The organism is Candidatus Megaera polyxenophila (assembly GCF_029982035.1).
Classification (GTDB): Bacteria; Pseudomonadota; Alphaproteobacteria; order Rickettsiales; family Rickettsiaceae; genus Megaera; species Megaera polyxenophila.
In genome coordinates, this window is record NZ_CP104166.1 from 1,189,594 (window position 1) to 1,211,953 (window position 22,360).

Sequence of the window (22,360 nt, forward strand, 5' to 3'; positions counted from 1 at the left end):
TTTTTACGAAATAAAACCATTATAGCCTTGTATTTAAAAGGTTTGTAGATATATTGAGTATTCATTAATTTTATAGTCCCTTTGGTGGTGAAAACCTCCATCTTCCAGATGGAAAAGCTTTAGCTTGTCTAATGCGCCATGATGCGGTAGCATCATAAGTCTATGACTTACTATAACAAAAGATCACATTCAGTTTTTTATCATCGTTATCATATAGTATGGATAACGAAATATCGCTATAAGGTACTTACTTACGACATAAAAAAACGTGTTCGGGAACTAGTGTTACAGGTAGCTGAGGAAATGAGTATAAAGATAGAAAATGGCGTTGTATCAAGCGACCATGTCCATATATTTGCAAATATTCCTCCGCATATTAAAATTAGTGAATTTGTTCAGAAAGCTAAGGGAAGATCATCTAAAAGAATACAGGAAGAATTTCCGATACTAAAAAAGAAATACTGGGGTAGACATTTATGGGGCAGAGGATACTTCAGTTCAACTAGCGGTAATGTTACAGATGATATGATTAACGAATATATCAACAAACACACTGACGCTCATGAGACCGACTTTACTTCAAATATTAGGCTAGAATGAGCTTTAGCTTGATAAGCGACTTCTAGTCGCAAAGATCAAACTTTCATCTCTCAGATGAAAGTGGTTGATTTAAGTAACCAAATAGAATGAGCAGAATTAGACGATACAACAAGCTTCCTACTGTTTTGAGAGAAGATGAATTTAACGAATTTGTCTTACCGCATCTTAAAAAAGGCACACGTGGTCCAAGTAAAAAGATATCATTTTTCAAATTATTTAATTACATTCTTAAACTCATGCATACTGGTTGCCAATGGGAACAGATACCAATAGACAAAAATAAAGACGGCATGCCAGAAATTCACTATACTAATATCTATAATGCTTTTAAGTTCTGGGTTAAGCACGGATGCTTTGATAAGATTTTCGAAGCTTCGGTGGCAAGGTTATTTAAAGCTGGAATGCTTGATACTGATATATTACATGGTGATGGTACTTGTACTTCTGCTAAAAAAGGGGTGACAACTTAGGGTATAATGGTCATAAACACACTAAAGGAGACAAGGTTGTACCGTTTTGTGATAGAAACTGCAATGTTATTGCGCCTTTTGTTACTGCTCCGGGTAATAGGAATGAAGGAATCCTGCTTACTCCTGCAATATCAAACTTAAAAAAGATTGTAAAACTAATAGGTATAGATCTCAAGGAAAGTACCATGAGCTTAGATGGTGTATATAATTCACGTAAAAATCGTAAAGCAATTTTTAATCTTGGCATGACTCCTAATATGCCAGAGAATAAAAGGAGTCGCAAGAAATCTAAGCGAGGAAGAAAGCAAACTTTTTGCCGGAAAATCTTTAAAGAAAGGTTTAGAACGATAGAGAGAATATTTGCCTGGGAAGATAAATTCAAACGGTTGTTACTGAGATTTGAATTCCACAGCATAAACCATTATGCTCTGAAAACTATAGCCTACAGCATGGTTAACCTGCGGCATTTTTGTGGATAACGGCTAAGCATGGATTAAACAAGGTGCGGATGAAGCTAAAGGGAGAATACTGCCCAAATTGCCAAAAATTAAGCAATTTGATTATAAAATCATCAAAAATTCCAATACAAAAGCTGCAGTTCCAAAATCTTATCGACGAGAATAAAAACCCACCCGTTTTTAAACTATGAAACCAGCAATGAGTTCATATTTAAGACCTTCAGGGCCTTTTAAATTAACGTCTTTTATTTCGTATAAAAAAGAAGCTATGTTAGTTTGTTTATTCCAATTAAATAATAAAATATTGGAAACTTGATAGTTAGTAACAAATAGCACATGAGAATTAGCATCATAAAAAATTCCTGTTGGATGAAAGTTGCCGTTATAACTATCTATAGCTTTTGATGTTAGCTGAATATCAAATTTAACTTGAGAAACGCTTTTTTTCTTTATATCAACAAAAAAGATGTTTTTATAATCTGATATAAGAAGTTGATCCGATCCTACTGGTGTAACAGATGTAGGAAGCCCAATGTTACCATACTCCAAATATTCAGAAGGTATACTTCTAACGTTGCTCTTAGGATCATGTAACGCATTACATGACAGTTGAACTAAAACAATATGGAAAAATAGAAGGCATCTAAAGAAACTTAACTGACTTTTTAAACTCTTACTCACCTTATTAAAAATATTTGTAATTATTTAGATTATTAAATTTACTTTTGTGGGTAAATATCTTTAATTAGTTACAAAATAACTAATAACATTATAAATGAACATAAACATATAGTAACAAAAGTCAATAACGTATTAATATAATACCATCATAACAAGCTTAAGCACTTAATAAAGCCAACCTCAGGTTTTAAGTCAATGAAAACAGCCTATGCTACCATCAAAGATTTTGAAGTTAGGTTAATGTTTAGAAAAGGAAGATTTAACTTCTGGAAATATGGCTAGGGTATTTTCGTTAAAATTAGAATTATTACTGATGACTTACTCAACTGTTAAACCATTGGTGTTACCTTTGAACTAATTCGTCTTATCTCTTTATTTGCAACAGGGCCAATAACTACTTGATAATTTTTGCTACTTCAGCTATTGTCGCGACAATAATTTACTTACTATAAGAAAGAGTGGATAATATTCAGAATCAGTTAGCTTTATTAAACTTATTCTGTTTGTATCAACCGGGAGAAATGAATAATATCCAGAATCAGTTAGCTTTATTAAACTTATCCTGTTTGCATGAACCGGGAGAAATGAATAATATCCAGAATCAGTTAGCTTTATTAAACTTATCCTGTTTGCATGAACCGGGAGAAATGAATAATATCCAGAATCAGTTAGCTTTATTAAACTTATCCTGTTTGCATGAACCGGGAGAAATGAATAATATCCAGAATCAGTTAGCTTTATTGAACTTATTCTGTTTGTATCAACCGGGAGAAATGAATAATATCCAGAATCAGTTAGCTTTATTGAACTTATTCTGTTTGCATCAAGCGGGAGAAATGAATAATATCCAGAATCAGTTAGCTTTATTGAACTTATTCTGTTTGTATCAACCGGGAGAAATGAATAATATCCAGAATCAGTTAGCTTTATTAAACTTATTTTGTTTGCATCAACCGGAAGAAATGAGTGATATTCAGAATCAGTTAGCTTTACTAAACTTATTTTGTTTGCATCAACCGGGAGAAATGAATAATATCCAGAATCAGTTAGCTTTATTGAACTTATTCTGTTTGTATCAACCGGGAGAAATGAATAATATCCAGAATCAGTTAGCTTTATTGAACTTATTCTGTTTGTATCAACCGGGAGAAATGAATAATATCCAGAATCAGTTAGCTTTATTGAACTTATTCTGTTTGTATCAACCGGGAGAAATGAATAATATCCAGAATCAGTTAGCTTTATTAAACTTATCCTGTTTGCATGAACCGAAAGAAATGAGTAATATTCAAAATCAGTTAGCTTTATTGAACTTATTTTGTTTGCATCAACCGGGAGAAATGAATAATATCCAGAATCAGTTAGCTTTATTGAACTTATTTTGTTTGCATGAACCGAAAGAAATGAGTAATATTCAGAATCAGTTAGCTTTATTGAACTTATTCTGTTTGTATGAACCGAAAGAAATGAGTAATATTCAAAATCAGTTAGCTTTATTGAACTTATTCTGTTTGTATCACCCGGGAGAAATGAATAATATCCAGAATCAGTTAGCTTTATTGAACTATTATATAACAACTTCTAATGAAGCTAAGCCAAATCTTTTGTTTTTTATTGTTAAGGCTTTTGTAAGGTTAATATTTTTATTAGGTAGTTTGTTGCCATGGAAAATAAAAAAAATTATAAAAAAAATGATTAAGAAAGCCATTTATCGATTGCCATGGTTTAGCAATTTAGTGAAGTTTATTCTCAATAAATACCGAAAAGACAACTACCTATGACATATTCCTCTAAAAATATTTGGGTGATAACCCATGATAACCATATTGATCACCGAATTTTATTTGTGGCCAAGAGCTTGTTACAGCAAGGAAATAAAGTGAAGCTATTTGCTGGTCAGTGTTTTTCTATTTTTGATGAGGATCAGGATTTTATTGTCCGACCTTACATTAACCAATCAGGAGACATCGATAGTATATTTAAGCGCCAAAATATTAATGCTGATGATTGTAAAGAACTTGAGGTGGTTAAATCTATTATTTCTACTTTTGATTTAGGTAAAATAAACGCTTCTGAAGTTATAAAAAAAAGAACTGATATATACCAGTGTTTTTGCGTAAAAGATAAGGAGGGGATTATTTATATAGATATTTTAAATGTCCAAACAAAAACGCATTTCTACTGGAATAGTTATGACGAAGAGATTAAGGAGGTTGTAGCATCGGATTTTGGAGCTAATAGTTTAGCTTTTTGCTATTATTATGACAAACTAATTCAGTCAAAATTTCATAAACCATCTTTTTTGAGTGATTTTTACAAAGCCGGTTTAATTAAAAAAAAAGAAGAACAGAACGTCTCTTTTTATAAAAATAAAATTTATTCTGGAAATGTTGATGATTACTTAGTTATTGATTTGGACCATAATACTTTTGTATCTTGCTCTAAATTGCCGGGTTTATCAATAGGTACAATAGAGTTTCAGGGGCAAAAATTTTATTTTAACGAATTTTGCGAAAATATTTATAACTTTACCCCAATTTTTCAGTCTCTTCTTAGGTTTATTGATGAAAAGCCTGATTATGTTTACGTGGCGGATTTGCCCACCTTACCTATAGGATATATATTAAAAAAGGTTTTAGGTGTAAAATTAATTGTCGATTGTCATGAGTGGTGGATGGGTCAGTCACTGTTATGGGAGCCTGATGCTACTAAAAAAATTCAGCTGATTAATAAATATGAAAAATATTTATATTCTGCTTGTGATAAGAGAATAACTATAGGCCAACAACTTGGCCATTTTTTAGAACACTATTTTTCTTTACCCTTTGAATATTTTTATACAGTATCTAATCATATCATCAATTACAACGAGGTGTCAGCTTTAGAAAGCGCTGAACTGAGAAAGGAAGAATTTTGGCATAGCAAATTTAGTATTCCTAAGAATGCAAAAGTATGTATTTTTCAAGGTTCTTTAACTAGTAATAGGAATATAGAAAATTTGGTAAAATCAGTAGATTACTTAAATAATAACCATTATATGGTAATAATAGGTAACGGTCCTATTTTTTCTAGTTTGCAGTCATTATCAAAAAAGTTAAATAAGAAAAAGCAAATTATATTTGTAGGGTGGGTGTCGCAAGAGGAATTATTAGCTTTTGCTATTAACGCAGATGTAGGTGTAATTCCGTATGTCGCAATTAATGAATATTATGCTACAAGCGCCCCTAATAAACTTTCAGAATACTACGCTGCTCATTTGCCAATTGTGGCAGATTCTTCCATGAAAGAAATATGCTCTAATATAACAAAAGACCGTGTTGGTTTGGTGGTGAATTGTAAAAAACCTTCTGTCCTTGGCGAGTCAATAAGCAAGTTATTAAACGACAATGACTTACTTACATCAATGAAAAAAGCTTATGAACAAAAATTAGAAACGTTTGACGAAAAAACCCAGCAACAAAAAGTCCTAGACATTTTACTAAACCATTAAATAATCATATGAAAAACTTAGTTACTATTGTTGGTAATAGACCACAATTTATCAAAATGGCTCCTGTTTCACGAGTATTAAAAAACAGAGGATATAGAGAAATTATCATTCATTCGGGGCAGCATTTTGACTATACCATGAGTGAATTATTTTTTAAGGAGCTTGAAATTACTAAACCTGAGTACTTTTTAAATATTACGCACCAAAGCCATGGTAAGATGACAGCCGAAATTTTATCTAAGCTAGAAGACATTTTTCAAAAAATAAAACCTCAAAGTGTTTTAATTTACGGCGATACTAATACAACGTTAGCAGCAGCTTTAGCTGCTGTAAAACTTAAAATTCGCCTGGCCCATGTAGAATCAGGTCCAAGAATTTATGATATTGATACCCCAGAAGAGATTAATAGAATTGTAGCGGATCATGCGTCAAAAATTAGATTTTGTCCAGATATACCTTCTATACAAAATTTGGCAAAAGAAAATATTACTAATGGTGTTTACCTAACTGGCGATGTAATGTATGATGCCTATATTTATTTCACTAACATATCTGAAAAAAAATCTACCATCTTACGTGATTTAGGTTTAGAACCAGAAAAGTTTTTATTTTTAACAGTTCATCGTCCTAATAATACTGACCAAAAAGAAGTATTAGAAAATATGCTTTTTACTATTAGTAAGCTAAAATATAAAGTTGTATTTGCAGTGCATCCAAGAACAGAAAAAAGTTTTAAACTATATAATTTATGGGATTCATTAAAAGCAATTTCAAACTTGGTAATTACGCCGCCTTTAGGTTATCTAGATACGTTAGCTTTAGTAAACAATTGTAAATGTGTGCTTACAGATTCTGGCGGTTTGCAAAAAGAAGCATATTTTGCTAGAAAAAAATGTTTAGTTTTGTTTTATACTACTCCCTGGCCTCAAATAAAGGATTGTGGATGGCAAAAAGTTATAGGATGCTTTGATGTGGTAAATAGCGAGGTCATTTCCAGTGAAATAAAAAGTTTTAGTAAAGATACGTGGCATAAGGAAATTTTTGGAAATGGAAATGCAGCAGAAATCATAGTAGACCTTCTTGAAAAACATAATTTTGTATAATGGATTATTCACAATGTTAAAGAAAACATCTTCTCCTAAAAAATTATTAGTATTAGGACCTCATCCTGATGATGAAATTGCATGTGCAGGTCTAATTCGACGATTAGCAGAAAATGGATTTGAAATTTACCACTGGTTTTTTTCTTTATGTGAAAATAGTATAAAGAGACTGGGGGGAACAGAAAAAGATTTATTAGAAGAATGTAATAACAGCCGAACCACTTTAGGGATTCCTTTAAAAAATTGCGGCCATTTTTCTTTTCCTGTGCGTCACTTCCAAAAATACAGACAGGAAATATTAGAAGAGTTAATTTTACTCAAAAAAAAAATAAATCCATCCTTGGTTTTGATTCCATCCCGTCATGATATTCATCAAGATCACTCTTGTGTTTACCAAGAAAGTTTACGAGCCTTTAAGCATTGCTCGATTCTAGGTTATGAATTGCCTTGGAATATGTTTTCTAGTAATCATAATTTTTTTGTTAATTTAACGGAAGAGCAATTTAAAATAAAAATGGATGCTTTAAAGTGTTATAAATCTCAGAGTTCCAAAATATATTTTGACCAAGAATTTTTTTATAGTTTAGCAAAAGTTAGAGGGGTACAGGTGAGTACTCAATTTGCTGAAGCCTACGAGCCTATAAGGGTAATTATAGAATAGGAAAAATAATTATGTGTGGAATTAGCGGGCAAGTAAGATTTGATAAATCTCCTATAGATAATGGCATTATTGAGAAAATGCTTAAGTCTTTAGAACATAGAGGTCGTGATGATAAACAGTATTTGTTAAATGGGAATGTACTATTAGCGCACAATAGGTTGTCTATTATTGATATTTCTGAATCTGGTCGGCAACCTATGGTAACTAGCGATGGAAATCTTGTTATTGTATTTAATGGAGAAATTTTTAACTATCTCCCTTTAAAAGAAAGTTTAATTAGTAAAGGATATAGGTTTAAAGGAACAAGTGATACCGAGGTGTTACTTTATTTATGGCAAGAATTAGGAGTAGGATGCCTAGAAAAAATTGAAGGTATGTATGCTTTTTGTATTTATGACAAATTTGAAGACATTCTGTGGATTGTAAGAGATCGTATGGGAATTAAGCCGCTTTATTATTATATTAATGATAAAGCTCTAACTTTTGCTAGTGAAGTGAAAGCTATTTTGGCGAGTGGTGTAGTTAAGCCCAAACTAAATATTTTAGGTTTAAGTGATTACTTATTTTGCCAATCTTATTTGCAGAATAAAACCCTTTTTCACTCAATAGAGAGCGTGGAACCGGGAAGTGCTTTAAAAGTATTTATAAGTTCAGGAACTTATAAAGTAATAAAATATTGGGATTTTCCTGAAAAAGAAGATTCAGATATTAATTATTCCGATGCAGTGGAAGAACTTAAGCATTTAGTGTTTCGTGCTGTTAAATCTTGGTCTATTTCTGATGTGCCTATGGGATCTTATTTGAGTGGTGGAATTGATTCTTCAACTGTGGCTGCAATTGCTTCGAGTTTTTCAAAAGAAAAATTAAAAACTTTTTCTAGTATATTTAATGTGCAGGGTTATGAAGATGAAAGTTTTTACTCTACTCTTTTAGCTCACCATATTTCCTCAGATCATTTTAAAGTTTCCCTTTCTGAAAATGAAATAATAGATGATCATAAAGATTTAATGTATATTTTGGATTACCCTATAGCAGGATATTCTGCTGCCTATAGAACTCTTTCAAGAGAAGTAAGAAAATATTGTAAAGTTGTTTTAACGGGGCATGGGGGAGATGAATTATTTTGTGGCTACCCAAAATACCTAATAGCACAGCTTTCAAATAATTTAACAGATAATGCTAATGGGAAAGCAAATTCTATAGATTTGAGCAAGCTTAAATTCATAAAATTTTTTGAGCAACAAGCAAGGAATATTCTTGGCCAAAGTGCTTTTACCAGCGAGTATGCAATTTTAAAACATTTATTTGACCGCAGTTATGGTCTGTGGGATTTAATTAATCCTGATATCAAATCCCAAGCAAGGGGTTATAGTTCTATGGATGTATTATATGAAATGCAGAATACTAGAAAAGAAAGTTTTTTAAAAAAAATTTTATATTTAGACCAAAAGGTTTTACTTCCTGCGCTTTTGCATGTAGAGGATAGGACATCAATGGCAGAAAATCTGGAATCACGTACTCCTTTACTTGATACTTCTATTGTAGAGTTTTCTTATAAGATGCCAGAAAGTTTTTTCATGCAGAACTCTCTTAAATCTCTTATGAGAGATGTAGCAAAACAAATTTTACCAGAAGAAATAATAAATAACTCAAAAAAATCAGGAATAGTTTATCCGGTTATGAGCATTTTTAATTATAAAATGAAGCATGAAGTTGACAAGGCTTTAGCAGAACTTGATAAAACTCAATTATTTATAAAGCCTTGCCATGCAATAATTAATAATTATAATGGCCAAAAAGATAGAGTTATCTGGGCCTTATGGTCTTTGTCAGAATGGATAAAAAGTTATCAAGTTTCTATAGATTGATATGGTTGTTGTGTCTAATAATAATTTATCTTTTTCTTTTGGGGGGTTAAATAAAGAGAGTATAAATAAACATATTATTTCTTTGTTAGAAATAGAGCGGCATACGTCTTTTTCTTCGTGGGATAAGAAGAATTTTACTGTAGAGCTAGAGTTGAAAGACGTGCTTTCTTTTATTTTATTTATAGATGAAGAGGTTGCGGGTTTTTCAATATTATCTCAAAAAACTAAAGATTGTGTACATTTACATAGGTTTTGCTTGGCAAAAAAGTGGCAAGGAAGAGGGATAGGAAAAATAATGATGGCAGAAAGCATAAAAAGAGCGAAAACAATAAAGGCTTCTTATTTTTCACTTAAAGTGCCTGTTGATAATCAGCAAGGGCTTAATTTTTACAATAATTTTAACTTTAAAGATTTATTTATTCAAGATGATTATTTTTTTAAAGTATTGTGCTTAATGTGAGTAAAAAATGATTATATCTATTCATCAACCTAATTTTCTTCCTTGGTTGGGTTACTTTTATAAAATAGCTGCTTCTGATATGTTCATTGTATTAGATGATGTTCAATACACTAAAAATTCATACATTAATCGCTCCCAAATTAAAACCCCGCAAGGTTGTCTCTGGTTAACTGTCCCTGTGCATGCTTCATTAAGTAACAAGATTAACGAAGTCCGAATTTCTCAGACGATATGGAAGGAAAAATGTTTAAAAACTCTTGAAAGTTTTTATAAGAAAGCGCCTTACTTTTTGAATTACAAAGAAGAAATTTTTGCTTTATTTTCTAAGGAATATACCTATATCTCTGAGCTCAATATCGCATTCATAAAATATTTATGCTCAGTTTTTGAAATTAAAACCCCATTTTTTCTGGCTTCTGAAATGCCTAGCAGTTTGAAAGGTGATGACCGCCTTATAGAACTAGTGAAGAATTTAAAGGGGAATGTTTATCTATCAGGCTTGGGAGGGAAGCAATATCAATCGGAAAAAAAATTCAAAGAAAAAGAAATTGAGTTGATCTATTCACCGTTTGAGCATCCTATTTATCCTCAGTTATGGAGGGATTTTGAAGCAGGGTTGTCAGCTTTAGACTTTTTATTTAATTGTGGACCTAATTTTAAAATTATATTTAAGGCGTAAGAAATGATTTCTAGATTATACGTAGATTTATTCAGATTTATCATCGAACCTTTATTATTAATATATAGGCAAAAAGAAATCCTATGGGTTACTGTTTATAGAGATGTAAAAGTTCGTTTTGCAGGATTGGCGTTGGGTAACTTATGGCTAATCCTTACACCTATATTTATGCTTGGGGCATATGCATGTGTTTATATCTTTATTTTTAAAGTTAAAGTTGAGGGATTAAGTTCTTTAGAATATGTAATGTTTATTTTTAGTGGATTAGTTCCTTATCTAGGTTTTTCTGAATCTCTGGCGATAGCGATACCTTCAGTTGTCGGGAACATGGCGCTTGTAAAGAACGTTTTATTTCCTATAGAGTTAGTTCCTGTGAAAGCGGTTTTAACAGCTCAAGTTAACCAATTTATAGGTTTGCTGTTAATATTTATCGGTCTGTGTTACCTTAATAAAGTGTCTTATCTCCTTCCTATTTCTATAGTTCTTTGGCTATTACAAATTTTGTTTTCTGTAGGGTTATGCTGGATCCTTTCGAGTCTTAATGTTTATTTACGAGATATTCAGCAAGTAGTGCCAGTTATACTGCTGACATTAATGATGTTAAGTCCTATATCTTATACTGAAAATATGGTTCCCAAAAACTTATTATATTTGCTAAAACTTAATCCATTGTATCATATGGTTATTTGTTATCAAAATGTTTTAATCTTTGGAAAGATGCCTCCTATAAATAGTTTGATTACTTTTATCATAATGTCTAATAGCCTATTTTTTATAGGCTATTTTTTCTTTAAAAAAATGAAAGTGTTGTTAAGTGATTATGTCTGATTATTCGATTATATTAGATAATTTAGGGAAAATGTATAAACTATACAATTCTCAAAACGATAGAATAAAAGAGTTATTTAATATTAAATTTGGAAAAAATTATTATAAAGAGTTCTGGGTTCTGAGGAATATAAACCTTGAAATAAAGCGTGGAGAACGTATAGGAATTCTTGGTAAGAATGGGGCGGGTAAGTCTACCCTACTAAAAATAATTTCAGGTAGTGTTGCGCCTACAGAAGGAGCTGTGTCAGTCAGAGGAAAAATTCAAGCTTTATTAGAATTAGGTACCGGTTTCCATCCTGAATTGACAGGGAGAGAAAATCTCCATTCAGTATTATCTGTTATGGGTTATTCTTCTAAAAAGATTAAGTTATTAGAGGAAGAGATAATTGATTTTGCAGAGTTAGAAGAGTTTATTGAGCAACCAGTTAAATTCTATTCGGCTGGGATGTATACAAGGTTAGCTTTTTCTGTATCAACTTCTATTGAACCTGAGATTTTGATTATAGATGAAGTGTTAGGGGCAGGAGATGTGTCTTTTACCCAAAAATGTCAACAGAGAATTAAACGTATTACTCATGAATTAGGATCTACAGTGCTTTTTGTTTCACATAGCATGTCAAGTATATTAGAGTTTTGTGACAGAGCTGTTTTATTAGAGGATGGGTTAATTACTCACGATGACCTGCCTTTAACAGTATCTAAAATTTATAACCATAAAATGAGGCAGGAGGAAGAGCTAGCATTAAAAGCTAAAGAACTGAAAATTAGAAAAAAAGATCTAAAGAAAATTGCTAATTCATTAGAATCTAACGCTTTATTGTTCCGAATCATTACTGAAAATTATGAAAATCCTACAAAAACTCATTTATTTTTTAGTGCTAAAATAGTAGTTGGAGACCAAATATTAGCATCAGTAGATATTGGTAAACCTATGGATAATAACGAATTATCTTCTTCTTGTATCATAGATGCCCCTGGTCTTACTAATTGGAGCGCTCCCTTAAAAATTAATTCACTTTATTGTAGGGCGTACCAAAATGAAAAGGGGGGGTATGTTCATGCCCCGTTTAAGCTCGGAATACCTCAGGGAGAAATACCTTTAAAAGAAAGCAAATTAATTTTGAAAGGTGTTGTAGATGATAGAGAAAAAGTGTTTCTAGATTTTTTTTGGGACAATAAATATATAAGATTAGGAGAAATAATGTCGCAACAGGAAGAGCATGTTTTCGATTTATATAAAGAAAAAGAGATTGTGGATACAGAAGATTTTTCTTCTAATATTGAAGTAGATAGATTAGATCTTTCTGCTTGTAAAGATTCAGATATTATCGATAATGATATGGATAACATAAATCCGACTGAAATAATAGACAGTACAAATGAGATGATGCCCTTGACGCAAAATTATACTGGTCAGCACTCACTTCTTTCTTCTTTATCATGTTATGGTACTCATGAAATTCTTGCAGAAGATTATGATATTGTTGATAAGCATGGAAAATCTGTCAGAACTTTTATAATGGGCGAGGAGTGGGTATTTAATATAAAAGCTCGAAAAAAAGATGGGGTTATTTTAGAACGTTTTGACTTTGTTTTATGTATATTAAAAGCTGATGGTAGTTGTGCAACACAAACTTTTGTTTCTTCTGAAGAGTTAGGTATACTGAAAGATAATATAAAGTTTTCTATTCAGGCAAAATTAAATCCATTGAGGTTAGGTGCGGGCGAATATATGGTTTCTATCGGTTTTTTTAAGAAGTGTAATTTTTTGACGATGGCAGAAGATGAAGCTTTTTTAGTAATTGATCGTTCAATACCGTTTAAGGTTTTTCAAAGTGATAAAATGTATAAATCTTTGGGGGCTTTTGGGCATCCTGTTGTTTTTAAGTGTAACCAAGGGAATGAAGTATTTTGTGATCCGTCCACTGCTTATCTTCCTTAATCTATTGTAAAAAGGTAGTTATTATATGAATTCTATAGCCTTAATAGGTGATGATAACAGTGATTATTTCGTATCTATTTTGCGAGCTTTAGTTAAAAGTAAATTAACTTTATCTTATTTAATTATTTGTGGTAGCAATAAAAGTGATTTTGCAAACACAATTTATGCTATAGATAACAATTTTTCGTTAAAAAATATAGAAAAAATACAATGTAATTTAATTAATCCTAATCTAATACAAATCTGTGAAGAAAATTCCATTCCATGTTTTTGGGTAAACCAATCAAATAGTCCTATTGTGAGTAGAATTTTAAGTCAATATCCGGTAGATGTTTTGTTTGTAACCAAGTGGCCAATAAAAGAAGAGGTTATATATATACCTCGCCTTTTTGTCCTTAGTTGTTGTACATCTTCTGTGCCCACAGGCACAGAAAATGTAACAATTAATTTTCCTTTGAACCATAAATATTCTGGTATGGTTTATTTATATGTGATGCAGCCTTATACAAATAGAGAGATTATATTAGTAAAAAAAAGGTATAATATCAATAAAGAGGATACATTAGAGAAGGTTAATAAAAAGCTCCAAATTGAATGTATAAACCTTTCTATAGAGGTTTTAAATAAGATACAAAATGACAAGATTCCGCAGTTGCACTACCAAAAGGAATAGGAAAAATTTTTATTTAATTTATGAAGGTGATATTATTTGATCAATAATACTTAATTCATTACTGCCAAACTTAAGAGAAGCACAAAGCTTCTTAAATTTATAAAAGGAATGATTCTAGTTAGAGAATGAAATATGATTCTTGATATTAATGACGCCATTAAAATTAAAAGTTACCGGTTTTTCACCCCATTGGAAAAGAATTGGTGGAGAATGTTGGGTTTTTACCTTGAAACGCCGATAATTTTTTCTTCTGGTTTAATAGAAGATCATTATACAGAAATTTCTTATAAGACATCTAAAATAAGAGTGGCATCTGAGGAAATAAAAGTAACAGAAGTTAATAAAAATAGTTTATTTTTCAACCAAGAAGAATTTTCCTTTTTATCAAAAGGAACACAAATCAATTTTATTGAAGTAGGACAAACTCTTGTTATTAATCAGGATATAATTACTCCTATTTTTAAAATGCTTGAGTTTAAACAAGACCCCATAAATAGTGATATGAGTGGGGAAGCGATAGCTAAAAATAAAAATTCATTTTTTCCTAATAACATTATATTTGCAGAAGATTATTTCTTAAATTTTATTCGTTTAATCGGATTATTTTTAAATAAAAAATTTTCTCTTGATTCCTACCCTTACATAATTTTTCTAACTTTTAATATAAATGAGTATCAAAATAATTATGATCAAATTAGGAGTGTTTTAAAATTAATACAAAAATGGCCATTGATTAAATACCCCACATTTTTTTTAGATGGTGGTAGTAACAGTGAAAGAGCTACTTTCACTTCTTTATGGAAAGAAGAGTCCGATTTAAAATTGATAAAAGAAAGTATAGAAATTGGTTTAAAAACCCCCTCTGGGGCTCGTAATCAATACGATGTATTAAAGCAGAGAAAAGATAGTATAGAAGAACAAATTGGAAAACAAGTTACTAGTCATCTATCGGATTGTGACTATTTTGAATGGTCAGAATCATGGGCTATGCAGTTGAAAACTGGTTTTTTTGCTGATATATCAGTTGGTTATGGAGGTATTGGAAGTTACTGGCGAGGCACAAACTTGCCTATTTATTTTCCTGATCCTGATGGTAAAGATATCGGGTTGTGGACTATAGGTACTACTACTTCTAATCGGCATTTCCCTCAATTGAAAAATGCTGTTATCGATAGTGATTCTATAAACATATTTAAAAACTTAATAAAGAAATATGGGATTATTACTCTTGGTTGGTATATTGGTGAGTCCAATCAGCAAAAGTGTAGTGATAATTTTAAAATCCTCGAGGAAATATTAGAGCAAGCTAGCAAAGATGGAGCATTAGTATGTGGAATACATTATATAGCAGAAGAGTTTAAGAAGAAGTGGGATGCGCTGTATCCTAACTTATTATGGAAGAATAATATACAAGAAGAGGAAAAATTTATTCCTAATTCAGATATAAAAAATGAAATCCCTACTTACGTGGACATTTTTAACCTTCCTTGTATAAAAGTCCGTTCTATAGATCATAGTATAGATTCCTTATTGTCTATTTTACCTCATGATGTAGAAAAAATAGCAGACATAGGTTGCGGACCTGGACTCTTAGCAAGAAGAATTCCCTCTTTTTATAAGGTGATCTGTATAGATTTAGACGAAAAAATATTAGCCCCTGTAGATCGCTATAAAAAATTAGGGAGCATTACAAAAATACCTTTAAAAGATAATAGTGTAGAATTAGTTATAGCGATGGATATTCTAGAGCATTTAAGCGATCAAGAACTTGAAAACGCCATTGTTGAATTAAGTAGAGTTTCTTCTAAATACGTGTATATACAGACCCCTCATAACGAAAATTTATCTTTTGGTCGGTATTTATGTCTGACATGTAATAAAACATCTCACATCAATCATCATAAGCAGTCATTTGTATATAAAAAGCTCACAGATTTGTTTAATCAAAAAGGGTTGAAAGAAAAAATTGTTAACTTAACAGGTGATATGACAACTAGTTGCTACTATCCTAAATATTATAGTGAAAAGCTTAATTTATCAAATTATAAAAATAGTGGAGTAGTTTGTCATTTTTGTGGAGAAACATCAAATTTTTTAGACGCGTCATCTAATGATTCTTTATCTTTAAAATTAGAGAAAATTAGTAGCTCGCTCTATTTAAATCCATGGTATTCAGAAATAGGTATTCTTTTTTCTAAAAATAATTTAAGTATTCCTTTGTATACCGATAAAAGTGTTAGAAAGTTTTATTCCAAATCTGGTAAAATAGAGGCAATAGATAGTCCGTTGTTGATTCAGTATAACGAAATGAGTTTTACAGAGGGAGGGGTAAAAGCTAAGAATGATATTTCTTTTTTGGAAACAATACCTTATTATGTTTCACGTAATGCTTATGTTGAAAGTTTAGAAGAAGGGATTAATTTATATCCATCCAATTATGCTTCTTATATTTCTTTCTATACTTGTTTCTCTAATCTACCTATACCATGTAAGGTGCAAGTTTCTATTAATGGATTATTTCCTTTGGGATCCACAATTGCATGTTCTACCTTTAATATACAACTTCAAGAAATAGAAACTATTAAATTAAATGTCAAAAAAGAAAATGAGAATTATACATTTGTATTTAACAAAAAAGATATTATTCCTATTTTTCTTTTTACATTTTTAGATAAAGGGAAACCCTTTTCAATTCGAAAAGTTTCTTATTCTAGATTAAAGGGTTATACCCCCCTTGTACAAGACCCTAAGTATATGTATTCATTTAAGCAAGGCCAAGGTGCAGGGCATATAGAGTACGTTGATGGAGAAACTGTATGGCGCTTATTATTACCTGCTGATGAAGAAAAAATATGTTTTAGCTATACTATTGAAAAATATGTAGAAAATATAATTAAGCAGTTAAGAGACTCTGCAACAATGATTTGAGCCTGTGCTTTTACTTAGAATACGGTTTAATTTTGGATAAGTAAAAATATTGTATAAGTATCTCGTGTAGTAAAGTTAAAAATAGCAATTGCTCAATTCCAATACCCAAGTAGCATAATAAATGAGATAATCTACCAATTAGGAGCGGTACTGTACTTGATTTAAAATTTTTTGTAGGTATTTTAGAAACGTCTCCCAATATTAGATTTCGGCATAAATTTAGAGAAGAACAAAAACTATTAGATAAGAGACGGAAAAGATTTGATATATTTGGTAAATATTTATTGACTAGAATATGCATTTAGAAGTACTTTTCGCTAAAAGTTGTAGTAGTAGTATCTAAAAAATTAAATAATCATAATGTGTGGAATTGTTGGTTTAATAAGTACCGAAAAAGACAAAATCTTTCTAAAAACAAGAATTGAACTGATGAAAGATTTAATCTCCCATCGAGGGCCCGATGGCGAAGGTATTTGGTTAGAGCAGGATGATAATATATGTTTAGGTCATAGACGTCTTGCAATTATAGATACTAAACATGGACATCAACCCCTTCAGTCTCAAGATGGAGATCTTGTAATAGTTTTCAACGGAGAAATTTATAATTATATTGAATTGCGTGAGGAGCTTATTAGGAAGGGTCATCCTATTATTTCTCATTCTGATACAGAAGTATTATTGTACGCATATAGAGAGTGGGGAGATGATTGTCTAAAGCATTTACTAGGAATGTTTGCTTTTGCTATATGGGACAGAAAAAAGAAAAGATTATTTTGTGCGCGTGATAGGATAGGTATTAAACCTTTTTACTATTTCTGGGATAGGAAAAATTTTGCATTTTCTTCTGAAATAAAATCAATTTTAGCTTCAAGTTTTGTTAAAGCAGAACCGAATCCACAGGGATTACAGGATTATATAACTTTTCAGTTTTGTTTAGGCGACAAAACTATGTTTAAAGATATTTATAAGCTTGAGCCTGGTTGGTTTATGGTAGTGCAGTATGGCAATGAAGAACTTACAATTAATAGATCCCAATATTGGGATCTTAATTATAGCACTGATACTGTTCATGATGAAAAATGGTTTAATAGTAAGTTATTAGAATTACTAGAAAATTCGGTAGCCATGCATCTACGTTCTGATGTGCCTTTGGGTGCCCATTTATCCGGGGGATTGGATTCTAGTACAGTCGCTTCTCTTGCTACAAGGTTTTTGTCTAATGGGAAGATTAATACATTTACGGGAGCATTTTCTGATGGTATAGCATATGATGAAACAAGATACGCTAAATCTGTTGCTAATCATATTGCTGCACAATATAATGAAGTGTACATCGAAGGGAATGACTTTCCATATGTCTTCCCTAAGCTTATTTATTATATGGATGAGCCAGCAGCCGGTCCAGGCCTTGTACCACAGTATTATGTTTCCAAATTGGCTTCTAAAAAAGTTAAAGTTGTATTAGGAGGACAAGGAGGGGATGAGGTTTTTATAGGGTATGCAAGGTATCTTATTGCATATTTAGAGAAGTGTGTTTTAGATAGTGTAAATGGTTCAGAAGTTAATGATAATTTAAGTTTGAATTCAATTGCTAAGAATCTTGGCACTCTTAAACCTTACATACCTCTGTTAAAAACTTTTTGGAAAAATGGGCTGTTTGAAACTTGGGATAAAAGATATTTTCAGTTAATAGACCGAAGAGAGGGATATAAAGATTTATATTCTGATCAGTTATTTAATACTGATTATTCTTCTTTTGAAAGCTTTTGCAGAATTTTTAACCGTTCCGGGATTTTATCCCTTACAGATAAAATGAGCTACTTTGATATTAAAGGCTCTTTACCAGCTTTATTACAAGTTGAAGACAGAACAAGTATGGCTGCATCAATTGAATCCAGGGTTCCGTTATTAGACCATAGGGTGCTAGAATTTATGGCCACTGTTCCTGAACATATAAAATTTAAAAATGGAGATACTAAACATCTATTTAAGAATGTGATTAAAACAATTTTACCAAAAGAAATATATGAACGTAAAGATAAAATGGGCTTTCCAACTCCCTTAGAAAAATGGGTTAAGAATGAGGCACGGGAATTTGTTTTAGACACTTTATTATCAAATTCTGCAAAGCAAAGAGGTATCTACAACATACAAAAATTAGAGCATGCTATAGGTAATGAACCAAAATTCGGAAGGGTAGTCTGGGGGATATTATCTCTTGAAACATGGTATAAAACCTTTATAGATAAAGATATTTCCAGTAGGTAATTATGAAACCTGATATGATGGTCATGCTAACTACAGATAGTAATATTGATCGTCGGATAATACAAGAAGCTGATAGCTTAGAATCTGCAGGTTGGAAAGTTACTATAATAGCGATGCCAAAAACTAGTGCTCTTTTCTCGGATGATAAAAGGGTACTTAGGCTTCCATTTTATCCAAGAATAGATAAAAATAACAGAAAATTATTTTTATTGTGGCTTTATAGGTGGGTGAACAAATACATGCTTCTTAGTTCTGCTGCCAGAACCTTAATTAGGAAGATAACCTGGCTTACTACGGATATGGAAGATTTTTATTTAAGTGTATTTCGGAGTGTATTAGATAAATATAAACCTGCGGTTTTTGTTGCGCATGATTTACCTACTCTTCCAGCGGCATGTTATGCAGCTGCTAAATGCAATGCAAAAGTAGTATATGATAGTCATGAGCTTTATGCTGAGCAGGAATTTTCCGATTTAGAAAAAAGAAAATGGAAACAGCTAGAACAAAAATACATCGGACATTGTGACAGTGTTATAACGGTTAATAACCTGATAGCACAAGAGCTAAAGCAAAGATATCATCTTCTTGATGAAGTATATGTTATTTCTAATGCCTTACCTTCCAAGAATAGGGTTAATATTAACAGTAAGATATTCCATCAAAAATTTGGTTTACAAGACCATGCTAAGGTTGTGTTATTCCAAGGTGGCTTATCGCTTAATAGGAATCTAGAAAAGTTAGTTGAATCCATGGCTTATGTCCAAAATCCGCTTGTTAATTTAGTAATTTTAGGAGACGGACAATTAAGAAGTTTATTGCAATCTATTACAATAAAACATAATCTATCCAAAAAAGTTCATTTTCATCAAGCAGTTACTCAAGAGGAGCTATTAGATTATACATCATGCGCGGATTTAGGAATTATTCCTTATCAAGCAACATGTTTAAATAATTATTACTGTACTCCAAACAAGCTTTTTGAATTTATAGCTGCAGAAATTCCAATTTTATCTGCAAAATTACCATCAATTGAGAACATATTAAATGAATTTCAGATAGGTTTAACAGCTGATTTTGCTTCCTCTTCCCAGATATCTCACGCATTAGATTCGTTATTTGAAAATGAGCAGATTTTAAAAAAATATAAAAATAACCTAAATAAAGCGTCAAAGGAAATAGTATGGGAAGATAAAAAATTTACTAGTATATTTGAAGGTTATAAGTGAATATAGTTATAATTTATCAGTTTTTTCAATCTGAGGACGAACCCGGTCATTCTCTTACATATAATCTTACACAAAATTTGGCTTTAAAAGGCAATAAAGTGACGGTGGTATGTAGTAAAATAGGATACATGAAAGGGAACACAGCTAATTTATCCTTTAAACAAAAGCTATTACAGAAAACTAAAGTAGGGCCAGTAGAAGTGATAAGGATCTGGTCATATTTGGGTTTGCACAGTAGCTATATGGGGAGAATTTTTAACTATATTAGTTTTTCTATTTCTTCTGCTATAGCAATGCTGTTAATAAAGAAACCAGATGTAGTTTTAATCTCTTCTCCTCCTTTATTTTGTGCCTTTACTACAGGGTTAGTATGTTTACTAAGGCGTATTCCTTTTGTATTAGAGGTAAGAGATTTATGGCCTACTTCTTTAATAGAGCTCGGAGCAATAAAAAATAGTCTAATCAAGAGCGTGATGTTTTTGATGGAAAGGTTTTTGTATAACAAAGCTTATAAGATTATTACCCTTACTAAAGGGATAAAAAATTACTTACTAAATATTAAAATACCCGCTGAAAAGATTGCTTTCATCCATTGTGGGGTAAATTTGACGAAAATGTATCCAGATTATAATGCTGGCCTTAGCGTGCGTAGCCAATATGGATGGGGTAGTAAAAAGGTAGTTATGTATTTTGGAGCTTTAGGAGAAGCTAATAATATTGATGTAATTATCAGAGCTGCTGCAGATTTAAAATATAACAAAGATATTATCTTTGTTATAATTGGAGATGGAATACGGAGAGAAAAAATCATACAGGATGTAGCTAATTTGAAATTAGAAAATGTATTAGTTTTACCGGCATTACCTAAAAGTGAAGGAAGAAAGTTTTTAAGCGCTGCCGATGTATGTATTGTAACTCTTAAGGATTTAAAAATTTTTGAAGGAGCTATACCTACAAAATTAATTGATTATATGGCATGTGCGCGGCCTGTCTTATGTGGGGTTAAAGGAGAAGCAGAAGAAATAATACAAGATGCTAAGTGTGGTTATGTTTTTAATCCAAATGATGAAAAACAATTAGTTTATTTTTTACTCAAAATTCTTAGCAATAATGAAAAAAGTATAGAAATGGGAACAAATGGATACAACTATGTGGTTAAAAACTTTACTATAGAAAAAATGCAGGAAGCCTTTGAAAGGGTTATAAAAAGTGTAGTAATATTCTCAAATTATTAATAGTTATTTTACAAAAGCTGAAAAAATATTAAACTGTAGCCGGTGAAATAGCGAGGTTTGGTATTAGGTATTTTGTATTTTTGTTTATTCTATGAATAATTCAGCTTAAACTCTAGTTGTTGCCAGTTTATTATTAGTATATTAGAATAAGGAGCTATTTAACTAAGTAAACCTTAATTTTAATATGCCCACAGAAATTAAAAAAATTATTGTTTCTATCACTGGTGCTTCGGGCGCAATTTACGGCATAAGATTACTTGAAGTATTAAGGGAATGCGGTGTAGAAACACATTTAATTGTTTCAAAATCAGCAAATTTAACCATTGCAACTGAAACATCCTTTTCAATAGGTGATATCAAAAAGCTTGCTAATTATGCTTACCATCCGAGTGATATAGGAGCTAAAATTTCCAGTGGGTCATTTAAAGTAAATGGAATGATTGTAGCCCCCTGTAGCATGAAAACATTATCAGCAATAGCCTCAGGCATGGAAAATGATCTTATTACGCGGTCAGCTGCTGTCATTATCAAGGAGCAAAAAAAGTTAGCTTTAATGGTTAGAGAAACACCTCTTAGTGCGATTCATTTAGAAAATATGCTTAAACTTGCCAGAATAGGTGTTGCTATATGCCCTCCTGTTCCAGCATTTTACCACAATCCTACTACCTTAGATGACATAATTAATCATTCAGTAGCACGAACCCTAGATTTATTTGATATACAAACAAATCTTATTAAAAGATGGCAAGGAATCTCCTCTAAAAATTAACATTACAACCATAATACT

General features: G+C 31.3%; 20 protein-coding genes and 1 pseudogene. 17 read left to right on the plus strand and 4 right to left on the minus strand.

The genetic code is table 11. From position 1 onward, the window contains the following. Positions 1–33: 33 nt before the first annotated feature. Positions 34–156: a hypothetical protein gene (locus tag N3Z16_RS06365; protein ID WP_282485841.1), complete on the minus strand. Its 123-nt coding sequence runs from the start codon at positions 154–156 to the stop codon at positions 34–36. Between the two features lie 6 nt (positions 157–162). On the opposite strand from N3Z16_RS06365, the gene tnpA reads away from it, so the two are divergent. Together tnpA and N3Z16_RS06375 are read left to right on the plus strand one after the other, a co-directional pair. Continuing rightward, complete coding sequence (gene tnpA, locus N3Z16_RS06370; RefSeq protein WP_282485546.1) at positions 163–600, plus strand: IS200/IS605 family transposase; 438 nt, start codon at positions 163–165, stop codon at positions 598–600. Between the two features lie 86 nt (positions 601–686). After that, complete coding sequence (locus N3Z16_RS06375) at positions 687–1,070, plus strand: hypothetical protein (protein WP_282485819.1); 384 nt, start codon at positions 687–689, stop codon at positions 1,068–1,070. 10 nt (positions 1,071–1,080) lie between these two features. Here N3Z16_RS06375 and N3Z16_RS06380 read toward each other — a convergent pair whose 3' ends face one another. Beyond that, complete coding sequence (locus N3Z16_RS06380; RefSeq protein ID WP_282485820.1) at positions 1,081–1,485, minus strand: hypothetical protein; 405 nt, start codon at positions 1,483–1,485, stop codon at positions 1,081–1,083. A gap of 223 nt (positions 1,486–1,708) precedes the next feature. Next, positions 1,709–2,209, minus strand: a complete 501-nt coding sequence (locus tag N3Z16_RS06385; RefSeq protein ID WP_282485842.1) for a hypothetical protein — start codon at positions 2,207–2,209, stop codon at positions 1,709–1,711. Between the two features lie 147 nt (positions 2,210–2,356). On the opposite strand from N3Z16_RS06385, the pseudogene N3Z16_RS06390 reads away from it, so the two are divergent. Next, positions 2,357–2,491, plus strand: a pseudogene (locus N3Z16_RS06390) (IS6 family transposase); the annotation flags it as partial. A 138-nt stretch (positions 2,492–2,629) separates the two neighbouring features. Here N3Z16_RS06390 and N3Z16_RS06395 read toward each other — a convergent pair. Continuing rightward, a complete protein-coding gene (locus N3Z16_RS06395) occupies positions 2,630–3,787 on the minus strand; it encodes a hypothetical protein (RefSeq protein ID WP_282485843.1) in 1,158 nt (385 codons plus the stop codon). Between the two features lie 280 nt (positions 3,788–4,067). On the opposite strand from N3Z16_RS06395, the gene N3Z16_RS06400 reads away from it, so the two are divergent. From N3Z16_RS06400 to N3Z16_RS06465, 14 genes are all read left to right on the plus strand, one after another. Continuing rightward, positions 4,068–5,699 (plus strand): glycosyltransferase, encoded by a 1,632-nt coding sequence (locus N3Z16_RS06400; RefSeq protein WP_282485844.1) that lies wholly within the window; start codon positions 4,068–4,070, stop codon positions 5,697–5,699. A gap of 8 nt (positions 5,700–5,707) precedes the next feature. Then, positions 5,708–6,802, plus strand: coding sequence for a non-hydrolyzing UDP-N-acetylglucosamine 2-epimerase (gene wecB, locus N3Z16_RS06405; RefSeq protein ID WP_282485845.1), 1,095 nt, complete (start codon positions 5,708–5,710; stop codon positions 6,800–6,802). Positions 6,803–6,815: 13 nt separating this feature from the next. Continuing rightward, positions 6,816–7,463 (plus strand): PIG-L deacetylase family protein, encoded by a 648-nt coding sequence (locus N3Z16_RS06410; RefSeq protein ID WP_282485846.1) that lies wholly within the window; start codon positions 6,816–6,818, stop codon positions 7,461–7,463. Positions 7,464–7,474: 11 nt separating this feature from the next. Further along, complete coding sequence (asnB, locus tag N3Z16_RS06415; RefSeq protein WP_282485847.1) at positions 7,475–9,331, plus strand: asparagine synthase (glutamine-hydrolyzing); 1,857 nt, start codon at positions 7,475–7,477, stop codon at positions 9,329–9,331. Positions 9,332–9,341: 10 nt separating this feature from the next. Further along, positions 9,342–9,791, plus strand: a complete 450-nt coding sequence (locus N3Z16_RS06420) for a GNAT family N-acetyltransferase (protein ID WP_282485848.1) — start codon at positions 9,342–9,344, stop codon at positions 9,789–9,791. 7 nt (positions 9,792–9,798) lie between these two features. Continuing rightward, entirely contained in the window at positions 9,799–10,470 is a 672-nt protein-coding gene (locus N3Z16_RS06425; protein WP_282485849.1) for a WbqC family protein, read from the plus strand. A 3-nt stretch (positions 10,471–10,473) separates the two neighbouring features. Then, positions 10,474–11,298 (plus strand): ABC transporter permease, encoded by an 825-nt coding sequence (locus N3Z16_RS06430; protein WP_282485850.1) that lies wholly within the window; start codon positions 10,474–10,476, stop codon positions 11,296–11,298. Next, positions 11,291–13,243: an ABC transporter ATP-binding protein gene (locus N3Z16_RS06435; RefSeq protein ID WP_282485851.1), complete on the plus strand. Its 1,953-nt coding sequence runs from the start codon at positions 11,291–11,293 to the stop codon at positions 13,241–13,243. Before N3Z16_RS06430 ends, N3Z16_RS06435 begins: the two co-directional genes overlap by 8 nt. A gap of 25 nt (positions 13,244–13,268) precedes the next feature. Continuing rightward, the gene (locus tag N3Z16_RS06440; RefSeq protein ID WP_282485852.1) at positions 13,269–13,916 is read left to right on the plus strand and encodes a hypothetical protein; all 648 of its coding nucleotides are present in this window, start codon (positions 13,269–13,271) and stop codon (positions 13,914–13,916) included. A gap of 132 nt (positions 13,917–14,048) precedes the next feature. Next, on the plus strand, positions 14,049–16,844 hold the full coding sequence (locus N3Z16_RS06445; protein ID WP_282485853.1) for a class I SAM-dependent methyltransferase: 2,796 nt from the start codon (positions 14,049–14,051) through the stop codon (positions 16,842–16,844). A 360-nt stretch (positions 16,845–17,204) separates the two neighbouring features. Beyond that, positions 17,205–19,112 carry an asparagine synthase (glutamine-hydrolyzing) gene (gene asnB, locus N3Z16_RS06450; protein WP_282485854.1) on the plus strand — a complete coding sequence of 636 codons (1,908 nt, stop codon included), beginning with the start codon at positions 17,205–17,207 and terminating at the stop codon, positions 19,110–19,112. Positions 19,113–19,114: 2 nt separating this feature from the next. Continuing rightward, on the plus strand, positions 19,115–20,338 hold the full coding sequence (locus N3Z16_RS06455) for a glycosyltransferase (protein WP_282485855.1): 1,224 nt from the start codon (positions 19,115–19,117) through the stop codon (positions 20,336–20,338). After that, complete coding sequence (locus N3Z16_RS06460; protein WP_282485856.1) at positions 20,335–21,573, plus strand: glycosyltransferase family 4 protein; 1,239 nt, start codon at positions 20,335–20,337, stop codon at positions 21,571–21,573. The genes N3Z16_RS06455 and N3Z16_RS06460 overlap by 4 nt, the downstream gene beginning before the upstream one ends. A 184-nt stretch (positions 21,574–21,757) precedes the next feature. Continuing rightward, complete coding sequence (locus N3Z16_RS06465; RefSeq protein WP_223939297.1) at positions 21,758–22,342, plus strand: UbiX family flavin prenyltransferase; 585 nt, start codon at positions 21,758–21,760, stop codon at positions 22,340–22,342. The last annotated feature ends 18 nt before the right edge of the window (positions 22,343–22,360 follow it).